This window comes from Amycolatopsis sp. NPDC059027, from assembly GCF_042739735.1.
Taxonomy (GTDB): Bacteria; Actinomycetota; Actinomycetes; order Mycobacteriales; family Pseudonocardiaceae; genus Amycolatopsis.
In genome coordinates, this window is record NZ_JBHYIK010000105.1 from 1 (window position 1) to 23271 (window position 23271).

The following is a 23271-nucleotide window of genomic DNA, read 5'->3' on the forward strand; positions in this document are numbered from 1 at the left end:
GCCCCCGCGCTGGGGGCCCGCCCGGCCCGCCCCCCCGCGCCGGCCCGGCCGGCGCCCTGGCGCGGCATCTCCCGGGCCCCCGCGCCCCCCCCCCCCCGACAGTCGCGTCCCGCGAGCAGCACACATCCCGCAGGTCGCACAATCCCGGACCCGCCGAATGCTTCACGGCACCACAAACTTCACGGGCCGAAGCTCACCGCGGCGAGCGGGTCTGGACTTCGCGCAGGAAGGTCCCGGCCAGCTCCCGTGCCACCAGGCGCGCGGGGTCGCGTCCGCTCGTGATCCAGAAGAACGTCGGTCCGATCAGCAACGCGGTGGCGAGGTCGACGGGGATCGAGCCGGTGTCCCGTACGACTCGTTCGACCACGGCTCGGGCGCTGTCGCCGAGAATGTCCTTCGAGGCGAGCAGATCCGCGACGGCGGAGTCGTGTTGTGCTTCGCCGAGGAGGGCCCGATAGGCGGCGCCCGCCGGCGAGTGTGTGAGGAAGCGCACGAGGGCGTCCACATAGGCCGTGAGATCGCCGAGGGGATCGCCCGTGGGGTCGACGGCGAGTTCGTGTGAGGCGTCGGCCGCGCTCGCTTCGAACAGGATCTCCGCCTTGGTGGACCACCACCGGTACACGGTCTGCCTGCCCACGCCCGCCTTCTCGGCGATGCCTTTCATCGTCATGGCCGCGTAGCCGACTTCGAGCAGTAGATCGTCGACAGCGTGCAGCACGGCCGCCCGCGCTCGCTCGCTCCGCGGCCGGCCGACTCGTCCTCGCTCCTCGTCAAGCATGGCTCGACTATACCGAGACACTGTGTCTCGTTATGTGTTACGGTTTCGAGGCACGGTGACTCGAAACTAATCAAGGAGGTCACGCCCATGCGTGTGTTCGTAACCGGAGCGACCGGCTGGATCGGCTCCGCGACCGTGGACGACCTGCTGGGAGCCGGGCACGAGGTCGTCGGCCTGGCTCGGTCCGAGGCGGCTGCGACGTCGCTTGTCGCGAAGGGCGCGAAGGCGCTTCGCGGGGACCTCGACGATCTCGACGTGCTCCGTCGCGGGGCTGCCGACGCCGAAGCCGTCGTTCACCTGGCGAACAAGCACGACTGGGCCAACCCGGCCGTGATGAACGGCACCGAGCGGGCCGCGATCGAGACCATCGCCGAAGCGCTCGTCGGCACCGAGCGTCCCTTTCTGCTCGCGGCCGCGTTCGCCGGTTTGGCCAAGGGGCGTCCGGCGATGGAGACGGATGTATCGCCCGCCGTGGGCCTGAACTCGATGAGAGGCGGCGGTGAGAACCTCGCGCTCGAATACGTCGATCGCGGAGTCCGGGTCATCAGCGCACGGTTCGCCCCGAGCGTCCACGGCATGGCGGACCACGGATTCATCGGCTCCGTGGTGGCCGCGGCACGGCGCCGCGGTGTCTCCGCCTACATCGGTGACGGTTCCACGGCGTGGTCGGCGGTGCATCGCTCCGACGCGGCTCGGCTGATCCGGCTGGGACTCGAACAGGCACCCGCCGGATCGCGGCTGCACGTGGTCGCCGAAGAGGCCGTCACGATCCGGACGATCGCGGAAGCCATCGGGCGTTCGCTCGACGTCCCGGTGACGTCGGTCGCCCCCGAAGACGCCGCCGGGCACTTCGGGTTCATCGGCCGGTTCTTCGGGCTGGACATGAGCGCGTCGAGCGAGCGCACCCGCGAACTGCTCGCTTGGACTCCCACCGGGCCGACTCTGGTCGAAGACATCGACGCGGGCGCTTACGCCGTGACTGAGGCGTCTTCGCACACCCATCGAGAGGAAGTGGAATGAAAACCTCGCCCGCGATCGCACCGGACCCCGCGCGGTCGTCGCGGCACCCGGGACTGGTACTGGCCTGCGTGTCCGCGTGCACCGTACTGGTGATCAGCCTGGTCGCCGCGATCAACGTGGCGGTGCCGATGATCTCGGCGAGCGGACTGCATCCGAGTTCGTCGCAGCTGCTGTGGATCGTCGACGCCTACATCGTGGTGTTCGCCTGCCTGGTCATCCCGGCCGGCGCGGCAGGCGACCGGTTCGGGCGCAAGGGTGTGCTGCTGACCGGGCTCGGCACTTTCGCTGTGGGCGCGGGGATTTCCGCGATCTCGGCGAACGTGCCGATCATGCTGCTCGGCCGCGCGATCACCGGGATCGGGGCGGCGTTGGTGCTGCCGAACGGATTGGCGGTGCTGGTGCACGCGACCGCTCCCGAACGGCGTGGCCGCGCTCTCGCGACCTGGGCCGCGGTGACCGGCGTCGCCGGGATCATCGGGAACGTCGGCGGTGGCGCGCTGCTGGCCACCGGTTCGTGGCGAAGTCTCTTCGTCGCCGTCGCGCCGATAGCGGTCCTCTGTGGACTCTGGGTGGCTTTGGTCGCCCCACGCAGCAGCCGTCATTCCCGCACCCTCGACCCGGCGGGCACGACGGTGTTCGTCGCCGCGACCGTGGCGCTGCTCATCGGCATCATCGAGGGGCCGGAGCAGGGCTGGGGCAGTGCCGTCGTCGTCACCGCGTTCGTGCTCAGCGCCGCGCTCGGTGCCGTCTGGGTCGTGGTCGAACTGCGGGTTCCGCACCCCATGCTCGACCCCCGGCTGTTCCGCATTCCCTTGCTGCGCAGCGCCGCCCTCGGCATGCTCGTCATGTTCTTCGGGAACTTCGGGCTGTTCTATGTCAACGCTTCGCTCCTGCAGTACGGCCGCGGCTATTCCGTGTTGCAGGCGGGACTCGGGATTCTGCCGCTGCCACTGCCGGTGTTGCTCGGCTCGCGGTACGTTCCCGATCTGGCCAAGCGCATCGGTATCCCGGCGACACTGGCGGCCGCCTTCCTGGCCGGAGCCGTCGGCCTGTACGGGCTGTCGACCGCCGCGGGCCAGCCGTACTTCGTCTACGCGGCCTGGCTCGTGGTCATCGGCATCGGCCTCGCGCTCGGGATGCCCTGTCTGACGACCGAACTCACCGCGTCACTGCCCACCGAACAGGCCGGTGTCGCGGGCGGCCTCCAATCGGCGACGCGGGAACTCGGCAGCGCGCTCGGGGTCGCGGTCGTCGGGACCGTGCTGACCGCGAGCTTCACCCAGCACCTGCCCGCGATTCTCCGCGACCGTGAGCCGATCCCGCGCACCATCACCCAGGCACTCACCGTGGCACCCACGCACCGCGCCGCGATCGTCGACGCCTTCACCACCGGCGCCGACACCGCGCTACGCGTGGCGAGCGTCGTCACGGCGCTCGCGGGCGCCGTGGTCATCGCGGGAGCGGTACGGGCCGGTCGGCGCGCGATCTAGTAGACGCACTGCGGTTTGTTCGGGTCGCCCCGGACCGCGCCGTTCACGGAACCCTCCGTGGGCGGCGCGGCCGCGGAGGACGGTGTTGCGGGAGTGCCGCCCAGCGCGGCAGGGAGGCCTTGGTAGTCCGTGCCGAGGTACACCGCGACATGTCCCGCCGAGGCGGCGGTGCTGGCCGAGACCGCGGAGATACCCAGCTGTGCGGCCAAAGCGTCGGCGTCGGCCTTCGCGCCCTTTCCGTAGTACACATGCGATTCGGGCTGAGTGGCCACAGTGGACGTATCGCCCTTGGTGAACCCTTGCCCCGCCACCGTGTTCGCCAGCTCGGCGGCGCGATTGTCCACACCGGACGCATTGCGGACGTCCACAGTGGACCCGGAGCCGATGGGCTTGGCGGACGGTGCGGGGGAAGGGGGTGGCGCGGGTGCGGACTGGCCGGGGTTGATCCACGACTGGACGGCGGCCTGGATCTGGCCGATGTCGATACGGTTGATGTCGACGCTCTGCCCGCCCAGCGTGATCTTGTCGGCCTTCACGACCGGCAGGGTGTGGAAAACGATGTTGGCGGGATTGAGGTTTTTCGCCTGTTTCGCGAGGTCGAGGATGTTCCAGCCCTTGTCGTAGACGACGTCCTCTTCCGCGGCCGTGAGCAGCTTCTGCAGGTCGGTAAGGCTGCCGAAGACGCCGTCCCGTTTCAGGGTGCTCGCCACCGAGGCGAGGAACGCCTGCTGGCGGGACTCGCGGCCGAGGTCGTCGCCGGGCAGGCCGTTGCGCTGCCGGACGAACTCCAGCGCCTGCTCGCCGTTGAGGTGCTGGGGCCCCTGGGGGAAGTCGGCGCCGGAGGCGTCGTCCTTGGTGGCCTCCTTCAGGCATACGTCGACACCGCCGAGCGCGTCGGCGAGGTGGTAGAACCCGGCGAGGCTGACCTCGGCGAAATGGTCGACGTGGACCTTCAGCAGGTGTTCGACGTTCTTGATCGTCGAGGTGCGTCCCGCCTCGCGGCTCTTGAACTCCAGCGTCGCCGGGTCCCGCTCACCCTGGGCGTACAGGCGTTCCTGCTCCTGTTCCTTCGCCCAGCCGTAGCCTTCCTTGATCTTTCCCTGCCTGGCGCCGAGCAGCGGACCGTCCACAAAGGTGATGTAGTCGTCGCGCGGTATCGAGATACCGGTCGCCTTGCTGCCGTCGTTGGGCACGTGCAGCAGGATCATCGTGTTGGTGTTGTAGCCGCCGGTGTGATCCTGGTGATCGGGCGAATGTTCGGCGTCGAGGCCGTTCCCGGCGTGGAGTGCCTTCAGGACGTTCGGCGGGAGGTCCTGGCCGTTCTTGTCCTTCCGGGTGGTGAGCCCGAGCAGCAGGATGTTCTGTGAGCCGTCGGGCGCCTTGCCCTCGCCCGAGATCGCGCTGGACGCGCCGAGTCCCTGCGCCTGCCGCAAGGCGTTCCAGAAGAACCCGGTGACCACCAGCGTCACCACGGACAGCAGGGCGACCAGCACGCGTCCCGCGGAGTGGGCGGGCTGGCGGCGCCGTCGGGCGAGACGCGGATTCCGGGCGTTGGGCTTCACGCCTCCCTAGACGCCGATGTCCCGGTCGCTGCTGCACGGCGTGAGAATGCCTACTTTTCGGCAGGCGGGGCAACGTGGTGCGGAATGCCGTGCACGGTGTGCGCCGCGAAGCCGAGGGCCTCGGCGACCAGCCCGGTGAGGTGGTCGCTGGTGATCCGGTAGAGCATGCGGCGGCCCTCGCGGCGAACCTGGACGAGCCCGGCCAGCCGCAGCCGCCCCAGGTGCTGGGAGACCGACGACCGGGACGCCGCGACCTGTTCGGTCAGCGTCGTCACGTCCTGCTCGGTGGTCAGCAGGTGCAGCAGATGCAGCCGGGTCGGGTCGGCGAGATGCCGCAGGATCTCGGCGGCGAGGTCGAGTTGCCGCTGGTCGGCAGGATGGCCGGGCCGCGTCGCCGAGCCCGCGTTAACATGCGCGTGCATGGTTGCATAATGGACCTGGGCAGGGCATTCTCACAAGTATGGGTTCGCAGCACGGCCAGACTCATGGACACGGTCATGGGCACGCGCATGGTCACGCCCCGGCGCCGCGGTGGTCGCGGGTGCGCCACGCGCTCGTTCACGCGTTCACACCGCACAGCCACGACAGCGCCGACCGGTTCGACAGCGCGCTGGAAGCCAGCAGGCAGGGGATGCGGACGCTGGCGTGGTCGTTCGCGGCGTTGTTCGTCACCGCGGCCGCGCAGCTCGTGGTCGTGCTGCTGAGCGGGTCGGTCGCGCTGCTCGGCGACACCATCCACAACTTCGCCGACGCACTCACGGCGTTGCCGGTCGGGATCGCCTTCGCGCTCGGCAGGCGGGCCGCGAGCCGCCGGTTCACCTACGGGCTCGGCCGCGCGGAGGATCTCGCCGGGGTGATCGTGGTGCTGATCATCGCCGCGTCGGCGGTGTTCGCCGGGTACGAGGCCGTGCTGCGGTTGATCGATCCGCGACCGGTCGGGCACCTGTGGATCGTCGCGCTCGCCGGGGTCATCGGCTTCGCGGGCAACGAACTCGTCGCGCGCTGGCGGATCTCGGTCGGCCGCCGGATCGGTTCGGCGGCGCTGGTCGCCGACGGCCTCCACGCGCGCACCGATGGTTTCACCTCGCTGGCCGTCGTCGTCGGAGCGGGCGGGGTCGCGCTGGGATTTCCGTTGGCCGACCCGATCATCGGACTGCTCATCACCGTGGCGATCCTCTTCGTGCTCCGTGACGCGGCGAAGGAGGTGTTCGGGCGGCTCATGGACGCCGTCGACCCGGCGACCGTAGAGCTGGCCGAGCGGTCCGCCGCCGACGTCGACGGCGTGGCCGGGGTGAGCCAGCTGCGGATGCGCTGGACCGGGCACACGTTGCGGGCAGAACTCGCCGTAGCCGTCGAGCCCACGCTCACCGTCGAGGCGGCGCATCGGCTCGCGCACGAGGTCGAGTACCACCTGGTGCACGCGGTACCGCGGCTGGCCGCCGCGGTCGTGCACACCGAGCCGGCCACCGGGGCACAGCAGGCGCACGCGCTGCTCGGCTGACCGTCCTGTCTGCCACCACTGCCGGATGCGGGCGCGAGGTCTGGTGCTCGGCGGTGGGGTGCGGTACACCGGTGTCGTGGCTGCCGAGGACGCGCTCGCGGGTGAGACGGTCCCCTACGTCGAGCTTTATCCGTGGCAGACCAGGGCTCCGGTGGTCAAGGACATAACGATGCCCGCGGACCCCGATGGGCCGCCGTACGTCCGGGTCCGGATACCGGCCGGGGTGCGGAATCGAACGCTGCTCGACGTTCCCGGCGGTCCGCGGCTGCGGGTAAGGCTGCTTTTCCGGCGGACGGCTCTGCACCTGCTGGTAGCCGTGGTGGTCCTGCTGGGCCTGGGTACCGGCTCGCGGTGGGTTGCGCTGCTGCTCGGGGTCGCGTGGATGCTGTTGTTGTTCTGCCGCCGGTACACCAGAAGCGCCAAGGGGGTCATCGTCACCAAATGGCGGGAAGGGCGATCCGGTCCGCCCGCCGATTCCGGATTCCGGTATTATTTGTGCGATGCCGGAATTCTCTACCTGATACCCGCCGGTATCGCCATTGCCTGCTACGTCCTGCTGGCCGGCTACGTTTCCCTGTTCAGCGGCTCGCTGAGCATCGGTCAGCTCATCGGCCTGCAACAGTTCTTCGAACGCGTCTCGGGATTCTTCTCGGACCACCTGAAACTGAGCGGGCCGCAAGTCTTCGGCCTGCTGATCCTGACCTATTTGCTCAGCAGTTTCCTGCTGGCGGGCCGTCGCCCCGGCAAGGTGCGGGTCGGCATGGGCAAAGCGCTGTACTGGCTGGTGGACCTCTACAGCAAGGGCAGTGGAGTTATTTCCACCGCCTTGGCGACACTGGCCGCCCTGACCCTGTTCGGTATGCACCTCGGCGTTCCGAGCACGGACCTGGGACTCCGGATCAAGATTCACCAGGAAGGCTACGCCGAGGTCGCGAAGACGGTCGACGCGAAAATGTCGCAGCAGGTCGCCGGTATGTTGTACGGCAAGGTCGTCAACGCCTTTCCGCAGGACTACCGGGACGCCATGGCGCGGCTGAACGTCATCGACACTTTGGCGAACCAGCTGGGGAGCCAGGCCGGTACGGCCCGGGAGAAGAATGGTGTCAGCGACAGTGCGATAGACCGAACCGTACAGGACGAGACGTCTCGGATGCGGCAGGTGACCAACCTGCCCGCCGAATTGACCGTCAGCGCCCCGAAGGAGGCAACGGCCCCGCCCGCGGAAGTCACGCTCGACCAGATCGACGCCGCGAAGGTGGCGTCGGCGTCCGTCAAGCCCGAGCCCGCGACCGAGATCATCCATGAGGGCGAACGGAAAATCGTTCTCCACGTGGAGAAACTGTTCACCGAGCAGGTGGCGAACGTGCTCAAACCAGTCACCGACGCGATCCCGATCCTGCAACCGGTGGTCCAATCCGTCGTCAAGGCCGCCACCGACAAGTCCCTTCAAGACCGATTCGAGCGGGCCTACAACCGCGTGCTGACATTCCTGCTGCACCGCCCGCCGTCGGACGCCGACGCGGCCGTGAAACAGGAAGCCGCCACCGTCGTGGCCGAAACCGACGTCTCCGGGCCGGTCGGCGAAGCCACACCGCAGGCCACCAGCCTCGCCAATGCCTTGCGCGCCAAGGAAGCCGCGCTCAATGCCGATTCGGCCCGCCTCGGCCACCAGGTCGACCAAAAGCTCGACGCCGTCGTCACCGGCCTCGTCAACCGGCTGGGCGGAACAAACCTGAGCGACATCGAGGACGCGATGGCGGAACTGCGGAAACTCGGCCCATCGCTTGGCGATTCCCAGGTGCAGAAGCTCGTATCCGCGATGCGGAACGGAAGCAGCGAGGCCATCCGCCACAACGCCGCGATCGTGGTCGGCAAGCTCCGCTCCGAGCATGTGACATCCAGCCTGCGTGTCGAGGCGAAGAGCATTTGCGGCTGCCCCTGACGGGCACTGGGGGCGTGCCGCACGCAGGCGGCTGCGGAGGTGTGCTGACCAGGCCGTCCGCCGACAGGGTCTCGCTTTCCCGTTAAGTCTATGTTAGGAAAGGTTCCTAACTAATGACCTGATCGGGAGGCGATGTGCGCAAGCGTGGCCTGGTCGCGGCGGCGGTGCTGGTGGTGCTCGGGGGCGGCACGGTCGCCGTCGCGCAGACGACCGAGGCGGCACCCGCCGGTGCCCGCCTGGCGAAGAACATCATCTACATCCAGGGTGACGGGATGGGGCTCGGGCAGCGCGATCTCATCCGGCTGGCCACCGTGGGCAAACGCGGGGAGCTGGAGATGAACAAGCTCCCGGTGACGGGTCTGGTCCGCACCGCGCCGGACGATCCGGAGGAGGTCGTCACCGACTCGGCGGCAGCGGCCACCGCGCTCGCGACCGGGCACAAGACCCGCAACGGCGCGGTCGGTGTCGACGTCCACGACCGTCCACTGGAGACAGTGCTGGAACGCGCCAGGAAGGCAGGCAAGGCGACCGGGCTGGTCACCACGGCCCAGGTCACCGGCGCCTCGCCCGCGGCGTTCGCGGCGCACGTGCCGAGCCGGGATTCCCAGAGCGACATCGCCAAGCAGTACATCGAGAACAGCCGTCCCGAGGTGCTGCTCGGCGGTGGCGAGGACTGGTGGTACCCGAAGGGGAATCCCGGTGTCTGGCCGGACAAACCGGGCGAAGAGAGCCGCAGCCCGTACGGCAATCTCGTCGAGCGGGCACAGCGGACGGGCTACACCTACGTGCGCAATGCCGACGAGCTGGCCCGCACCCGCGCGAACCGGATCCTCGGCTTGTTCGCGAACGAGGACATGGTCGACTACGGGCCGGACGGTGTCGGTAAATACGCGCCGAAGGTGCCGCTGCGGCAGATGGCACGCAAGGCGCTCGACACGCTTTCCCAGAACCCGAAGGGTTTCTTCCTTTTCCTGGAGGAGGAAGGCATCGACGGGATGTCCCACGAGAACAACGCGCATTCGGTCATCGACGCCGGCCGTGCGCTGGACGAGACCGTGGCCGAGGTGATGCGGTTCGTCCGCTCGCACCCCGACACGCTGGTGATCATCGGCGGTGATCACGAGACCGGCGGGCTGAGCATCGAGAACTACGACAGCTCCAACACCGGGCCCGAACACGCCCGCGAGGACGGTCCGTTCCCGGTCCCCGGCTCGAAGCTGAAGTTCACTGTGGACTGGACGACGAACGAGCACTCGGGCGCCGACACGCCGGTCACCGCGAGCGGCCCGGGATCCGCGCGGCTGGGCGGCATCGTCGAGAACACCGACGTCTACCACGTCATGCGGGACGCGGCCGGGTTGTGATGGGGTCGAGCACTGGGGACACCGGGCGAAAGCTGTCGGCCCGTGCGCGGCCGGTCCGAGGGACGCCCTGGGTGCATCCACCGCACCCAGGGACCCCCTTGCCACACCCCATGAGCCACGTGCCGTGAGCAGGGGTCAGCGGAGCACCGGGCAGCTCAGCGGTTCGGTGTCGCCGCCTATCGTGTAGGTGACCACGACCTTCGCGGCGGGCTTCCCGGCCTGCCGGTGCACGCCGAGCGCGGTGCAGACGAACTGGTCGACGCCGAGCGGTGCGATCTCGTACTTCGCCAGCGGCAGGTTGATCCTGATCAGCTCGTCGGATTCGGTCACCAGGGGACTGCGGCCGAGCGCGCTCTGCCAGGCGAACGCGGAGTGCAGGCCATCGCTCTGGGACGAGCTGCTGCTGGCGACCAGCAGGTTGAGCGCGTCGGTGATAGTGCCGAGCCGCTGGGTGGGGCGAGGGCTCGGCACCAGCTCGCCTTCGGCGTCGACGAAGTACAGCGTCACGCCGCGTGCGACGCCCGTCGGAGCTTTGCCGCCGTCTTGTACGCCGCTGGGTTCGACACCGCACGCGGTCAGCGTCGCGAGGAGGACAGCCGCTGCCAACACTCGCCGGGTCACGTGTCCTCCTTGGGGCGCAGGGGAAAGCGGGCGACGAACCGGGCACCGGCGCCGGGCGCGTTGCCCGCTTCGATGTCGCCGCCGTGCAGCCGCGCGTTTTCGACCGCGATCGCCAGGCCGAGCCCGCTGCCCTCGGACCGCGTCCTCGCCGCGTCCGCCTTGTAGAACCGTTCGAACACGTGCGAGGCCAGATCGCCGGGCAGACCGGGACCGTGGTCGACGACCTCGACCGTCGCCTCCCGTTCGTCCGCCCGCAGCCGGATCCGCACCGGTGGCGCGCCGTGCCGCAGCGCGTTTCCCACCAGGTTCGCCACCACGATGTCGAAACGACGCCGGTCGAGTACCGCGGTGATCGGCTCGGGGGCGTCGAGGCCGACTCGGTCCGTCCAGCTGCGCGAGCGGAGACAGTCCACAATGGCCTGACGCAGTTCGACGCCCTCCAGCCGAAGCCGCGCCGCGCCCGCGTCGAAGCGGGACACCTCGATCAGGTCTTCCACCAGCCGTGTCAGCCTTCGCGTCTCCTCGACGGCGAGCAGTGTCGACGTCCGCGCGTCCGGTGACATCGCCCCGGCCTCGTCCTCCAGCACCTCGACGACCGCGGTCAACGTCGTCAGCGGGGTCCGCAGCTCGTGCGAGACGTCGGCGACGAACCGGCGCGCGTCGGCCTCCAGCCGGCGCAGTTCGGCCACCGAGTCCTGCAACTCGGCCGCCATGTGGTTGAACGTGCCCGCGAGATCGGCGAGTTCGTCCGAGCCGCGGACGCGCAGCCGGGCGGAGAGGTCGTGCGCGGCCAGGCGGCGCGCGGTGGTGCGCAGTTCGCGGACCGGCCGCAGCACCCCGCGCGCGGCGAGCAGCGCCAGCAGGATCGCCAGCGGCAGCGCCAGCGCGCTGGTCAGGACGGCGGCACTGGCCGAGGCGTCCATCTGCTGCTGGACCCCGGAAAGATCGCGGACGGCGTAGACCTCGATGCCCGACAGCGACCGGGTGCCGTCCAGCGCGGTCCGCGTCACCGGGGTCCCGAGCACCAGCTTCGGCCCGGTGGGCGAGGCGACGCGTTGCCGTACCAGCTGGTCACGGGAGGAGACCGCGGCACGCAGGTCGGCGGAGACAAGGCCGACCTCGCCGCCGTCCGAAGAGGACAGTTGGTGGTAGGTGACCAGCGCGGGCGCGCCGGCCGCGGCACGCAGCCGGTCCAGCGCGGCCTGGTCGGGCGGGTCGGCGAGGTCGGCGGTGAGCGCGCCGACCCGGTGCCGGAGGTCGTCGCCGGCGCGTTGCTCGGCTTCGGACACCAGCGACGTGCTGGTCGAGGCGTAGCTCGCCCAGGCGGCCGTGACCGCGCCGAGGACCGTCACCAGCACGAACGCGAAGACGAGGCGGACACGCAGGCCGGTCAGCCACCGCGGGCTCATACCGGGCCGAACCGGTAGCCGAAACCGCGGACGGTCTGCACGAAGACCGGCGACGCCGGATCGGCCTCGATCTTGGCGCGCAGCCGCTGCACGCAGTTGTCGACCAGCCGGGAGTCACCGAGATAGTCGTGCTCCCACACCGATTCCAGCAGCTGCTGCCGGCTGAGCACCCGGCCGGGGGAGCGGGAGAGTTCGAGCAGGACACGCAGTTCGGTCGGCGTCAGCGATACCGGTTCGCCGTCCTTCGTGACGGTCATCGCCGCGCGGTCGAGGGTCAGGCCGGCGTGCTGCTCGGTGCCCGCGGGTTCGGGCGTGCCGCGACGCAACACGGCCTTGATCCGCGCGTCGAGCACCCGCGGCCGCACGGGTTTCACCACGTAGTCGTCCGCGCCAGCTTCGAGGCAGCCGACGACGTCGAAATCGTCATTGCGGGCGGTCAGCACGATGATCGGCACCGGCCCGTCCGCGCGGAGCCTGCGGCAGACCTCGAACCCGTCGATCCCGGGCAGCATCAGGTCGAGTACCACGAGTTCGGGCGGCTCGGCACGGGAGACGCGCAGGCCCTCCTCGCCGGTCTCGACCGCCTTGACGTCGTGGCCGTGTTTGCCCAGCGCCATGCCGAGACTCCGGCGGATGGACGGGTCGTCCTCGATCAACAGCACCTGAGCCACGCTCCGATTATCGCCGCTGGTCAGCGAGATCGCCCGGGGAGGCGGGGTATTGCGACACAACCAGGACGAAGCCGGTACCGGACGCGGACAGCGGCGCCGTTCGCTAGGAATCCGTAAGTTCGGGCCGCGGGTTCTTGCCCCCGCACGCCGGGCTGGATTCCATCGGAGGATGGGCAGAGGTCTCGTACGGGGGCACGCGTGGGGCGTGCGCCACGACGACCGGCCGCCTGATCCGGTGCCGGTCGGCGATACCACCGAACCCGGCGATTCACCGGCCGGCAGCTGAGTCCTGCCCATTCCCGCGCGGGCTCCCCGCGCGCTCACTCCATTGTGGATGGAACAGCATGCCCGAAAACCCCACGGTTCTCGTCACCGGAACCACCGACGGCATCGGTTACGAAACGGTACGGCTGCTCGCGACCGGCGACACCACGGTGATCACGCACGCCCGCACCCGCGAAGAAGGTGAGGACGCCTGCCGGCGACTGGTGAATTCCGGCGTCGACGCACGGCGTCTCCAGCCCGTCGTCGCGGACTTCGCCGATCTGCGGCAGGTCGCCGAGATGGCCGCCGCGGTCGCGCAGGCGTTCGGCCGCCTGGACGTCCTGGTCAACAACGCGGGTGTCGCGGGCACCGGCAACCGTACGATCACCAAGGACGGCCACGAGGCGACGTTCCAGGTCAACTACCTGGCCCCGTACCTGCTGACCAGGCTGCTCGAGGACCGGCTGGACGCCTCGCCGGTGAGCCGGGTGGTCAACGTGTCCTCGTCACTGCATCGCGGCGGCCGGATCAACTGGGCCGATCTCAACTGGAAGCGGCGGTACAACCGTGGCGCCGCGTACGCGCAGTCCAAGCTGGCGCTGACCATGTTCACCACCGCGCTGACCGAGTTCCGGCCGAAGGTCCGCGAGGCCGTCAGCGTGCATCCCGGCATCGTCGCCACCGGGATGCTCCAGCACTACAGCTACCGCGGCCGTCCCGTCACCGAAGGCGCCGAGGTCGTCGCCCGGCTCGCCGATCCCGGGGCCAAGGTGCTGGCGGGCGGCTACTACGACGGCCGCCTGCCTGCCAAGGCCGCGGCTGCCGCCGTCGACCCCGACGCCGTCCAGAAGCTCTGGAAGCTCAGCGAAAAGCTGACCCTGGTGGAACAGCGCCGGGGATGAGCCTCAGCGCACCGGCCGCCGGTACGGGGTGTGCTCCATGCGCGGCTCGCCGCCCTCGCGGCGCGACGCCGGGCGCGTGCCCGGCCGGCGGTCGGTGTTCAGCCACCACTGCAGGAACCGCAGCACGAGTGCGAACAGCACGCAACACGCGATCAGCATCACCGAATAGGCCAGGTCGCTCATGCGATCGCCTCGCTCCGCGAGACAGTGTTCGATCCTTTTTGGCGCATGATATCCATCATTCGCTCGCAAGCGTCGCTCATGCATCGCCTTCTTCATAGGTGTCAGCGGGGTTGCCGCCCAGCATGCGGCCGCGGAGCCCACCCGGCGTAGCGGTTCTCACGAACCCTTGACGCTCCCGCGGGTGATGTTGACGCCGCTTTTCGTGGGACCGCACTGACCGGTGGCCGAAGCCGTCCGCTCGCGCGCCGATGCTAAAAACGCGCATCCGGGCTCTGTTCGGCATGCCATTTTCGGCCGGGGTCGCGGGGTCGTCCTTGACAGCTTCGTGGCCCCGGCCGAAACTCTTTGCCGATACGGGCGTCATTTCCCGGAATTCTGTCCGATAGCGCGTTCACTGGAGAAGCTATGCGGTTTTCCGCTCGACTTCGTTTCGGCAGGGTCGTTTCGGTTTTGTCGGCCGCGGTGGTGATGACGGCCGCGGTCACGGTCGCGGCGGCAGCTCCCGCGACGGCGGACGAAGCGTTCTACACGCCACCTTCGCCGCTTCCCGCGGGGCAGAACGGTGACGTCATCAAGTCGCAGCCATCCGCTTTCAACGGTGGCAAGGCGACCCGGATCATGTACCTGTCCCGTGACACCAAGGACAAGGCGATTCCGGTGACCGGTACCGTGATCGTGCCGACGGCGCCGTGGACGGGCCAGGGACCGCGCCCGATCGTCGCCTACGCGCCGTTCACGTCGGGAATGGGCGACAAGTGCGCGGTGTCCAAGACGATCGCGGGCGAGGGCAGTGCGGACATCATCGCGAACGTGCAGACGCAGTTCGTGAACGCGTTGCTGCAAAAGGGTTTCGCCGTGGCGCAGACCGACTACGAGGGCCTCGGCACGCCGAACATGGAGCACACCTACGTGATGCGCCGCTCGGAGGCACACACCACACTCGACGTCGTCCGCGCGGCGCAGCGGCTGCCCGATTCGGGGCTGGACAAGAACGCGCCGATCGGTATCGTCGGCTATTCCCAGGGCGGCGGCGCCTCCGCCGCGGCGGTGGAAATGGCGCCGGACTACGCGCCGGAACTCGACCTCAATGGCGCCTACGCGGGTGCCGCACCGGCGGACAAGGCCGTACTCGCCAAAAGTCTCGACGGTGCGTACGCGGCCGGTTTCCTCGGATTCGCGCTCATCGGCATCAATACGGCTTACCCCGAAACACATATGCTGGATCTGGCCAACCCCACCGGCGCGCAACTATTCCTGCAGGCCCGCCAGATCTGCACGATGGACGCCATTTTCCAGCTCGCCTTCAAGCAGACCAACACCCTGACCAAGGACGGCAGGCCGGTCTCGGCCTATCTGTCGGAGGAACCCTTCAAATCGGTGGTCGAGGACCTGAAGATCGGTAACCTCAAGCCCGCCGCGCCGGTGCTCGTCGAGCACACCCCGATGGACGACATCGTGCCCTACCCCCAGGGCAAGCAGATGGCCAAGGACTGGTGCGGCAAGGGCGCGAACGTCGAGTTCAAGGACCTGCCCTCCTTCAGTCCGGTGCTCTCCCACGCGCTCGCCGCGTTCGGCGCTTCGGGCAACGCCGCCAACTGGATCGCCGACCGCCTGGCAGGGAAGCCCGCCACGAGCAATTGCGGCGCATTCTGAAAACCGGTGTCGAGGTCCGGCGCGAGCCGGATCCCGACACCGAGCCGGACCAGACAAAGTGTCCAAACTAGACACATGAAATAGTCTTCAAAAGTCCATAGCCCTGACGAGACTTGTACGGGCGTAACACTTTTATTTACGCTTTCTCTACGTCTCGACGTGGTCCCACGGCCTGAGCGGCAACTTACGCTCAGGCCGTGCCGTCACCCACCGCAGTGCTCAAGCGCCTCGTCGTCGGGCTGCCCTTCCGCAGCGACCGGCTGGGCGAGACGCTCCTGCCCAAGCGGCTGGCGCTGCCGGTCTTCGCCAGCGACCCGCTCTCCTCGGTCGCCTACGCCACCCAGGAGATCCTGCTGATCCTGGCGCTGGGCGGGCTGGCGTTCCTGCACCTCGCGCCGTGGGTGGCGGCGGCGATCGTCGTCCTGCTGGCCGTCGTCGTGCTGTCCTACCGGCAGGTCGTGCAGGCCTACCCGAGCGGAGGCGGCTCGTACGAGGTGGCCTCCCGCAACCTCGGCCGGTCGGCAGGGCTGGTGGTCGCCGGCGCGTTGCTGGTCGACTACATCATGACGGTCGCGGTCTCCGTCGCGGCAGGGGTCGACAACATCATCTCCGCGGTGCCCGGGCTCAACCCGTACCGGGTGCTGATCAACCTCGGGTTCGTCGCCTTCCTGACCGCGATGAACCTGCGCGGGGTGCGGGAATCCGGGCGCGCGTTCGCGGTGCCGACCTACGCGTTCGTCGCCGGCGTCGCGGTCATGATCGTGCTCGGCCTCGGCCGCGCGATCGCCGGGCACGCGCCGGTCGCGGAGAGTGCCGGATACCAGATCCGTCCCGAGCAGGTCGGTCTCACCGGCTTCGCCGTCGCGTTCCTGATGCTGCGTGCGTTCGCCTCCGGCTGCACCGCGCTGACCGGTGCCGAGGCGATCTCGAATGGTGTACCCGCGTTCCGGAAACCCAAGGGACGCAACGCCGCGAAGACGATGACCGCGATGGGCGTCATCGCGATCGCGATGTTCGGCGGGATCACCGTGCTCGCGATGATCGCGAACGTGCGGATCGCGGAGAACGCCTGTGACCTCACCGGATTCCGCGGCGACTGCGCGAACACCCCGCAGCGCACGGTGATCGCGCAGATCGCCGCGGCGGTGTTCGGCGGCGACGACACCGTGCTCTTCTACTACATGCAGGCCGCGACGGCGCTGATCCTGATCCTCGCCGCGAACACCGCGTTCAACGGCTTTCCGTTGCTGGGCTCGATTCTGGCCCAGGACCGCTATCTGCCGCGCCAGCTGCACACCCGCGGCGACCGGCTGACGTTCTCCAACGGCATCCTGCTGCTCGCGCTCGTCGCCGGGCTGCTCATCTACGTCTACGACGGCGTTGTCAGCAAGCTCATCCAGCTGTACATCCTCGGGGTGTTCACGTCGTTCACGTTGTGCCAGGCGGGAATGGTGCGGCACTGGAACCGCAAGCTCGCCGAAGCGACGTCGCGGGGTGAGCGGCATCGATTCCGCCTCGCGCGGGCGATCAACGCGTTCGGTGCGGTACTCACCGGTCTGGTGCTCGTTGTCGTGCTGCTGACCAAGTTCCAGCACGGTGCGTATCTGGTCGTCATCGCGATTCCGGTGCTGTACGTGCTGATGCGGGCCGTGCGCAGGCACTACGACCGGGTCCGTGACGAACTGCTGCCCGACGACGAGAGCGCGATCCTCCCCAGCCGCGTGCGAGCCATCGTGCTGGTGTCCACTTTGCACAAACCCACCCAGCGGGCGGTCGCGTTCGCCCGCGCGTCCCGGCCGGACGAGCTGACCGCGATCACCGTCAACGTCGACGACCAGGCCACCCGCGCGCTGCAACGCGAGTGGGAGAAGCGGGACATGGGCGTCGGCCTGAAGGTGATCGAGTCGCCGTTCCGGGAGATCACCCGGCCACTGCTGGGATACGTCAAGAACATCCGCCGGTCCAGCCCTCGCGACGTGGTGTGCGTCTACATCCCCGAATACGTCGTGGGGCACTGGTGGGAGAACCTGCTGCACAACCAGAGTGCCTTGCGGCTCAAGGGAAGGCTGTTGTTCATGCCCGGCGTGATGGTGGTCAGCGTGCCGTGGCAGCTCCACTCGACGAACCGGCGCGCACCGCGCCGGACCGAGTTCAGCCCCGGCGATGTGCGCCGGGGGATCACGACGCCGGGGAAATCGGTGCCGAAACCCTGATCAGCGCGTGCCGATCCGGTCGAGGTCGGCGAGGACGTCCTCGGGCAGCACCATATCCGCGGCGGCGAGGTTCTCCCGCAGGTGCGCCACCGAGGACGTTCCCGGGATGAGCAGCGTCGTCGGCGAGCGCTGGAGCAGCCAGGCGAGCGCGACCTGCGTGGGCGTCGCCTCGACACGGCGGGCGCAGTCGTCGAGCACGCCGGACCGCAACGGGCTGAACCCGCCGAGCGGGAAGTACGGGACGAACGCGATGCCCTCGGCCGCGCATTTGCCGACCATCGTGTCGGCGCCGCGGTTGGCCAGGTTGTACTCGTTCTGGACACACACCACCGGTGCGATCGAGCGCGCCTCGTCGAGCTGCTCGGCCGTGACGTGACTGACGCCGAGGTGCCGGATCAGCCCCTGCCGCCGCAGCTCGGCGAGCACACCGAACGGCTCCGCGAGCGATCCCGGCACCGGGTACTCGGCGTTTTCTCCTGCCAGCCGCAGATTCACCACGTCGAGCGTGTCGACGCCGAGGTGGCGGAGGTTGTCGTGCACGGCCGAGGTCAGCTCGTCCGCCGACAGCGCGGGCGACCATCCCTTGTCCGGCGTCCGCCGCGCGCCGACCTTCGTGACGATGCGCAGGCCCTCGGGATACGGGTGCAGCGCTTCGCGGATCAGGGTGTTCACGGTGTGCGGGCCGTAGAAGTCACTCGTGTCGAGGTGGTTCACGCCGCGTTCGACGGCCTCGCGCAGCACGGCCACGGCGGCATCCTGGTCGCGGGGCGGGCCCCACACGCCGGGACCCGCCAGCTGCATCGCGCCGTATCCCATCCGGTGCACGGTCAGCTCGCCGCCGAGGTCGAAGGTACCGCCGAGGGTGGCGTTCGTGGCCATGCCCGTTCCTCCAGTGTGTCCGTCGGTCGAACACCCTAACCGTCAGCCACACAAGCCTTTGGCCGTCAGCACCCGGGTGAGTGACTCCCGCACCCGCGACTCGGGCAGCTCGCCGGTCCCGACGGCTTGGGACAGCCGGTCCAGGACCTGGTCCACGTGTCCGCCCGAGGACCACAGGGCCTCGTCCGCACCCGCCCGCAAAGCCTTCAACACCGCTTCGGGCAACGGGAACTGCTCGGTGATCGCCTTCATCGCGCCGAGGTCGTCCGTCACCACCGGCCCGGTGAAGCCGAATTCCCCGCGCAGCAGCTGATAGGCCGGTGCCGACAGCGACGCGGGCAGGCCGGCGGTCAGGTCGGGGACGTCGAGGTGCCCGACCATCACCCCGATCGGCCCGTACTCGGTGATCCGCTGGTAGGGAACCAGATCTACCCGGCGCAGCTCGGGCAGCGGCGGCGTGTGGACGAGCCCGGTGTGCGAATCACCCGACGCGTGCCCGTGCCCGGGGAAGTGTTTCAGTACCGGAAACACCCCGGCGTCGCGCAGGCCCGCGGCGAACGCGCGCACGTACAGCCGCGCGCGCTCGGGGTCGCCGCTGAACGAGCGATCGCCGATGGCCTGGTCGGCGGGTTGGTCGGTGATGTCGGCGTCCGGCGCGTAGTCGACGGTGACGCCGCGGGCCCGCAGCTGCTTGCCCCGCAGCGCGGCCACTTCCCGCACCTGCTCGGGCGACCTGGTCGCCGCCAGCTCCCGCGCGCTCGGGATGCGGCCGTCGAGCGTGTCGATGCGCTGGACCCGGCCGCCCTCCTCGTCGACCGCGACCGACACGGGCACCTTCGCGGCCTTCTGGACGGCGTCGAGCGCCTGATGGGTGAGAAGCTCGGTCGCGTCACCCGCGATGAAGATTCCGCCGAGCTGGTGATCCTGGACGAGCTTGACCGTCGACGCCGGATCGCTGCCCGGCACCCCCACGACGACGAGCTGGGCGAGCTGGGCGCGAAGATCCAGCTTGGCGATGACGGGACCGCAGTCGGGAACCCGGGCCAACCGGGCGTCCGGCTGAGGTGCCGCAGCGCCTTCGACATCCCGGGAATGGGTCGCCGCCACGACCAGGCTCGCCGCGGCCACCACCACCGCCACCCCGGCCACCAGCCGGTACCCCGTTTTCCGTCGCATCAACCCTTCTCATCCGCCGGGGACGTCGTCTCCCCGACGGTAGCCGACGCGGCGGGCACTGCGGGTCGTCACCCAACCGGGGGAAGAGTCGAACTCAGGAGCCGGTCTTGGCGGCGGGCTTGGACCCGTTCTGGCCCGACCCGTTCTTGCCCTGCTCGGCGGAGGCACTGTTGCCGTTCTGCGTGGGCTCGTCGCCGCCGACCAGTTTCGACGCCTGCGGGATGACGGATTCCTCCGGCAACGGCTTCAGCTGGCCCTCGCTGCGGCCCAGGATCTCGTCCGCCATGGCCAGGCTCTTGCGGGCCTGCTCGCGGATCTCGGCCAGCCGCTCGACCTTCCGCTGCGCCGCGGTGGTCCGCTGCGCGGCCGTGGTGGTCGCCTCGTCCAGCCGGCGCTTCGCCTCGGCGGTGGCCTCGTCGACGAGCCGCTTGGCCTCCGCGGTCGCCTCGGCGATCCGCCGCTCGGCCTGCTGCTTGCTCGCGGTGCGCTGGTCGGCGACGTGCTTCTCCAGCGTGGCCCGCTGCGCGGCCATCGACGCCTCGAACTCGCGCTCGATCTTGCGGCGCTTCCGCTCGGCCTCGGTGTCCAGCAGCTCCCGCCGCTGCGCCGCCTCGACCGTCAGCCGCTGGGTTTCCGCGCGCGTCTCGGCCAGTGCCGCCTCGTGCTCGGAGTGCAGCGCCTCGGCCTGCTTGTCCAATTCGGCCATCAGGTTCGTGTAGCGGTCACGCAGCTTCTGCGAAGCATCGCTCGACGACGCCCAGTGTTTCTCGGCGGCCACCTGGGCACGCTTGGTGATCTCGTCGGCACGCGCCTGCGCGAGCGTGACCGTCCGCTGCATCCGCTCGTCGAGATCTTCCAACCGCTCCGGGGGTTTCTTCAGTTCCTCGACCCGCGCCTGGAGCTTCTGGATCTCCTGGCGCGCGGTCTCGAGTTCGCGGGACACGGTCGCCAGCTGGTTCGACGAGGCGTCGCGCTCGTTCAGCAGCCGACGCAGCTGGCCCTCGACGTGATCGAGGTACTGCCGCACCTCGTTGCGGTCGAAACCGTGCCACGCCTGGGTGTACTCGCGCCGCAGGGGAAGGAGGCCAGGGAGGCTGTTGTCTCGCTCGGGAACCATGTGCCCGACCGTACCCGCGTACACCGTGTCGTCGGCGTCAGGCTTGGTGATTCACCGGTGTGTCTTCACCCGGCCCTGACAAATGATCCCCGAACGGCCGCCGCCCGGAAGCGGAGAGTCACCAGTGGAATCCGCGGCTGAGCCTGGCCAGTGCCATCGCCGCCTTCGACAGGTGTTTCTCGCCACGTCCGATCTTGAGCCCGCCGGAGCCACCCGCGGCCGCGGAGTCCGGGAAGATCCGGAAGCCCTGGTACGCGACGGCGTCGGTGAGTCCCGGCGTGAGCGTGTACGCGAGCCCGATTGCCTGGCCGGCGGGCGTTCCGATGTGCTTCGGGCGCTCGACCAGCGCCTTCATCACCATGTCCGCGGCCTGCTCCGGCGACTTCGTCGGGAAGGCGTCGTAGATCTTCGTCGGCCGGATCATCGGCGTGCGCACGAGTGGCATGTGGATGGTGGTGAACGTGATCCCGTCGCCGTGGGTCTCGGTCGCGGCGATCCGCGAGAAGTAGTCCAAAGCGGCCTTCGACGCCGCGTACGCCGAGAACCGCGGCGCGATGCCCTGCACACCGATCGACGACACGTTCACGATGTGCCCGAACTTCCGCTCCGACATGTGCGGCAGCACCGCGAGGATCAGCCGCACCGCGCCGAAGTAGTTGATCGCCATCGCGCGCTCGTAGTCGTGCATGCGGTCGTACGAGAGCTTGATGGAGCGGCGGATCGAGCGGCCCGCGTTGTTCACCAGCATGTCGATCCGGCCGTGCTCGGCCAGCATCGCGTCGACGGCCTTGTGCACCGACTCCTCGTCGGTCAGGTCCGCCGGATACACCGACGCCGTGCCGCCCGCGGCGAGGATCTCGTCGCGGACCTCTTCGAGTTCGTGCTGCCGCCGCGCGACCAGCAGCGGGACGCCGCCCGCCGCGGCGACCTTCAGCGCCGTCGCGCGCCCGATGCCCGAGGACGCGCCGGTGATGATCACGCGGCGGCCGTCCAGCTCGCCGCGCGGGCCGTGCTTGCGGGCCCGGAACGGGTCGAGGTGCTCGCGCCAGTACCGCCACAACGTCGCCGCGTAGTCCTCCAGCCGGGGGACCTCGACGCCGGAGCCCGCGAGTGCCTTGCGGGTCGAGGCGGACGAGAACACCGACGCGAACGCGACGTTGTCCAGCAGCACCGGCGGGATGCCGAGGCGTTCGAGGACGGCGTCCCGCGCGATCGTGAACCCGGGGATGTGCTCGGACAGCTTCGCCAGCCCGACGATGCCCTTGGACAGTTTGTCGTTCAGCTGCACCGAAATCGTCGGCGCGCCTGCCGCCTTCGCGAAGGCGTTGTATACCGACACCACCGGCTGTGGCTCCGGGTTGACCAGGTGGAACGCGCGCCCGTCGAGCCCGTCGGTGGTCACCAGCTCCAGCAGCGCCTTCGCGACGTAGTCGACCGGGACGATGTTCGAATCACCGAGATCCGGGCCGGCCAGCGGCAGATCCGGCAGTCCGGTGAGCCTGCTGATCGCGGGGAAGAGGTAGTAGGGACCGTCGATCTTGTCCATTTCGCCGGTCTCGGAATGCCCGACGACGATGGCCGGCCGGTACACGCGCCACGGCACTTCCTGCTGTTCGCGGACCAGCTTCTCGGCCTCGAACTTCGTGCGGTGGTAAGGGGTCAGGAGCCGCTGGCCGACGTCGAACATGTCCTCGGTGAACACGCCGTCGTGGTCACCGGCGACCGCGACCGACGAAACGTGGTGCAGGCAGCCGGCGTTCAGGTCGGCGGTGAGGTCGACGACGTGTTTCGTACCGTCCACATTGGCCTTGATGCTGGCCTCGTCGTCGGCGGTGATGTCGTAAAGAGCGGCGAGGTGCACGACGTGATCGACCTGCCCGCGCAGCCGCTCACGGTCCTCTTCGGACACTCCGAGCAGTGGTTCGGCGAGGTCGCCGGTGACCAGCGTGACGCGGTCCGCGTGCGGCCACTGGTCGACGAGCGCGGCGAGCTTGTCCCGTGAGGACGCCCGCACCACGAGCGCGACGCTGTCCGCGCCGTTCGTGCCGGGGCGGGAAAGCAGCAGGCGGGTGAAGTGGCGGCCGATCAGCCCGGTCGCGCCGGTAATCAAGAACGTCGCCATCGAAGTCACCTCTCGCCGTTGCCCGTCCACGGGCATTGTGCTGTATCCGGTGGCCGGAGACCTATATTACCCGTGGGTAACTTAGCTCACGCCGGATCGGCGATGGCGACGCGGTTCTCCTCGTAGCCCTGCGGCCCGCCGACCCAGCGGCCACCACAGGTCACCAGCACCACGCGATGCGGGCCGGACGGGCCGAACAGCTCGTCGGCGCGTTGCGGCAGATCGTTCTTGTGCACGGTGACGAGCTGGGAGATCTTGTAGCGCCACGTCTTCCCGCGCACGTCGACGACGGTGATCGCGCCGCCGATCTTCTCGTCCCACAGCTCCGCGAACGGGCCGGTCGCGCCGCGCCAGTTGACGTGCCCGGCGAACACGCTCGCCCCGCCGGCCGCGGTGAGGTCGGC

20 protein-coding genes are annotated in these 23271 nt (G+C 69.3%); 8 read left to right on the plus strand and 12 right to left on the minus strand.

Going from position 1 to position 23271, the window contains the following annotated elements; genetic code table 11:
* Positions 1-193: 193 nt before the first annotated feature.
* Complete coding sequence (locus tag ACFWY9_RS41580) at positions 194-778, minus strand: TetR/AcrR family transcriptional regulator (RefSeq protein ID WP_378330258.1); 585 nt, start codon at positions 776-778, stop codon at positions 194-196.
* An 87-nt stretch (positions 779-865) separates the two neighbouring features.
* Between ACFWY9_RS41580 and ACFWY9_RS41585 the strand changes: the two genes are divergently transcribed.
* A complete protein-coding gene (locus ACFWY9_RS41585; RefSeq protein WP_378330257.1) occupies positions 866-1798 on the plus strand; it encodes an SDR family oxidoreductase in 933 nt (310 codons plus the stop codon).
* Positions 1795-3288, plus strand: coding sequence for an MFS transporter (locus ACFWY9_RS41590; RefSeq protein WP_378341476.1), 1494 nt, complete (start codon positions 1795-1797; stop codon positions 3286-3288). Before ACFWY9_RS41585 ends, ACFWY9_RS41590 begins: the two co-directional genes overlap by 4 nt.
* On the opposite strand, the gene ACFWY9_RS41595 is transcribed toward ACFWY9_RS41590, so the two are convergent.
* Entirely contained in the window at positions 3285-4850 is a 1566-nt protein-coding gene (locus tag ACFWY9_RS41595) for an LCP family protein (RefSeq protein ID WP_378330255.1), read from the minus strand. The two genes, ACFWY9_RS41590 and ACFWY9_RS41595, sit on opposite strands and share 4 nt — an antisense overlap.
* Before the next feature lie 50 nt (positions 4851-4900).
* Positions 4901-5272, minus strand: a complete 372-nt coding sequence (locus ACFWY9_RS41600; RefSeq protein ID WP_378330254.1) for an ArsR/SmtB family transcription factor — start codon at positions 5270-5272, stop codon at positions 4901-4903.
* A gap of 38 nt (positions 5273-5310) precedes the next feature.
* Between ACFWY9_RS41600 and ACFWY9_RS41605 the strand changes: the two genes are divergently transcribed.
* The 3 genes from ACFWY9_RS41605 (at position 5311) to ACFWY9_RS41615 (ending at position 9657) form a co-directional block, all read left to right on the plus strand.
* Positions 5311-6351 carry a cation diffusion facilitator family transporter gene (locus ACFWY9_RS41605; RefSeq protein WP_378341477.1) on the plus strand — a complete coding sequence of 347 codons (1041 nt, stop codon included), beginning with the start codon at positions 5311-5313 and terminating at the stop codon, positions 6349-6351.
* 316 nt (positions 6352-6667) lie between these two features.
* Positions 6668-8293 (plus strand): hypothetical protein, encoded by a 1626-nt coding sequence (locus ACFWY9_RS41610; protein WP_378330252.1) that lies wholly within the window; start codon positions 6668-6670, stop codon positions 8291-8293.
* 134 nt (positions 8294-8427) lie between these two features.
* Positions 8428-9657: an alkaline phosphatase gene (locus ACFWY9_RS41615; protein WP_378341478.1), complete on the plus strand. Its 1230-nt coding sequence runs from the start codon at positions 8428-8430 to the stop codon at positions 9655-9657.
* 135 nt (positions 9658-9792) lie between these two features.
* On the opposite strand, the gene ACFWY9_RS41620 is transcribed toward ACFWY9_RS41615, so the two are convergent.
* The 3 genes from ACFWY9_RS41620 to ACFWY9_RS41630 are packed head-to-tail and all read right to left on the minus strand — an operon-like array spanning position 9793 to position 12358.
* Positions 9793-10278 carry a hypothetical protein gene (locus tag ACFWY9_RS41620; RefSeq protein ID WP_378330250.1) on the minus strand — a complete coding sequence of 162 codons (486 nt, stop codon included), beginning with the start codon at positions 10276-10278 and terminating at the stop codon, positions 9793-9795.
* A complete protein-coding gene (locus ACFWY9_RS41625; RefSeq protein ID WP_378330249.1) occupies positions 10275-11687 on the minus strand; it encodes an ATP-binding protein in 1413 nt (470 codons plus the stop codon). Before ACFWY9_RS41625 ends, ACFWY9_RS41620 begins: the two co-directional genes overlap by 4 nt.
* Complete coding sequence (locus tag ACFWY9_RS41630) at positions 11684-12358, minus strand: response regulator (RefSeq protein ID WP_378330248.1); 675 nt, start codon at positions 12356-12358, stop codon at positions 11684-11686. The genes ACFWY9_RS41625 and ACFWY9_RS41630 overlap by 4 nt, the downstream gene beginning before the upstream one ends.
* A gap of 344 nt (positions 12359-12702) precedes the next feature.
* On the opposite strand from ACFWY9_RS41630, the gene ACFWY9_RS41635 reads away from it, so the two are divergent.
* Positions 12703-13524 carry an SDR family NAD(P)-dependent oxidoreductase gene (locus tag ACFWY9_RS41635; protein ID WP_378330247.1) on the plus strand — a complete coding sequence of 274 codons (822 nt, stop codon included), beginning with the start codon at positions 12703-12705 and terminating at the stop codon, positions 13522-13524.
* 3 nt (positions 13525-13527) lie between these two features.
* Here the strand turns inward: ACFWY9_RS41635 and ACFWY9_RS41640 are convergent, their stop codons facing one another.
* On the minus strand, positions 13528-13707 hold the full coding sequence (locus tag ACFWY9_RS41640) for a hypothetical protein (RefSeq protein WP_378330246.1): 180 nt from the start codon (positions 13705-13707) through the stop codon (positions 13528-13530).
* 405 nt (positions 13708-14112) lie between these two features.
* On the opposite strand from ACFWY9_RS41640, the gene ACFWY9_RS41645 reads away from it, so the two are divergent.
* Together ACFWY9_RS41645 and ACFWY9_RS41650 are read left to right on the plus strand one after the other, a co-directional pair.
* Positions 14113-15360 carry a lipase family protein gene (locus tag ACFWY9_RS41645; protein ID WP_378330245.1) on the plus strand — a complete coding sequence of 416 codons (1248 nt, stop codon included), beginning with the start codon at positions 14113-14115 and terminating at the stop codon, positions 15358-15360.
* A gap of 197 nt (positions 15361-15557) precedes the next feature.
* Positions 15558-17573 carry an APC family permease gene (locus ACFWY9_RS41650; protein ID WP_378330244.1) on the plus strand — a complete coding sequence of 672 codons (2016 nt, stop codon included), beginning with the start codon at positions 15558-15560 and terminating at the stop codon, positions 17571-17573.
* Here the strand turns inward: ACFWY9_RS41650 and ACFWY9_RS41655 are convergent, their stop codons facing one another.
* The 5 genes from ACFWY9_RS41655 to ACFWY9_RS41675 form a co-directional block, all read right to left on the minus strand.
* Positions 17574-18452 (minus strand): oxidoreductase, encoded by an 879-nt coding sequence (locus ACFWY9_RS41655; RefSeq protein ID WP_378330243.1) that lies wholly within the window; start codon positions 18450-18452, stop codon positions 17574-17576.
* A gap of 42 nt (positions 18453-18494) precedes the next feature.
* Positions 18495-19628: a glycoside hydrolase family 3 N-terminal domain-containing protein gene (locus ACFWY9_RS41660; RefSeq protein WP_378330242.1), complete on the minus strand. Its 1134-nt coding sequence runs from the start codon at positions 19626-19628 to the stop codon at positions 18495-18497.
* A 94-nt stretch (positions 19629-19722) separates the two neighbouring features.
* Positions 19723-20745, minus strand: coding sequence for a cell division protein DivIVA (locus ACFWY9_RS41665; protein WP_378330241.1), 1023 nt, complete (start codon positions 20743-20745; stop codon positions 19723-19725).
* Positions 20746-20863: 118 nt separating this feature from the next.
* Positions 20864-22867 (minus strand): SDR family oxidoreductase, encoded by a 2004-nt coding sequence (locus ACFWY9_RS41670; protein WP_378330240.1) that lies wholly within the window; start codon positions 22865-22867, stop codon positions 20864-20866.
* A gap of 86 nt (positions 22868-22953) precedes the next feature.
* Positions 22954-23271, minus strand: a 318-nt coding sequence (locus ACFWY9_RS41675) for a class F sortase (protein ID WP_378341479.1), incomplete at its 5' end; no start/stop codon positions are given.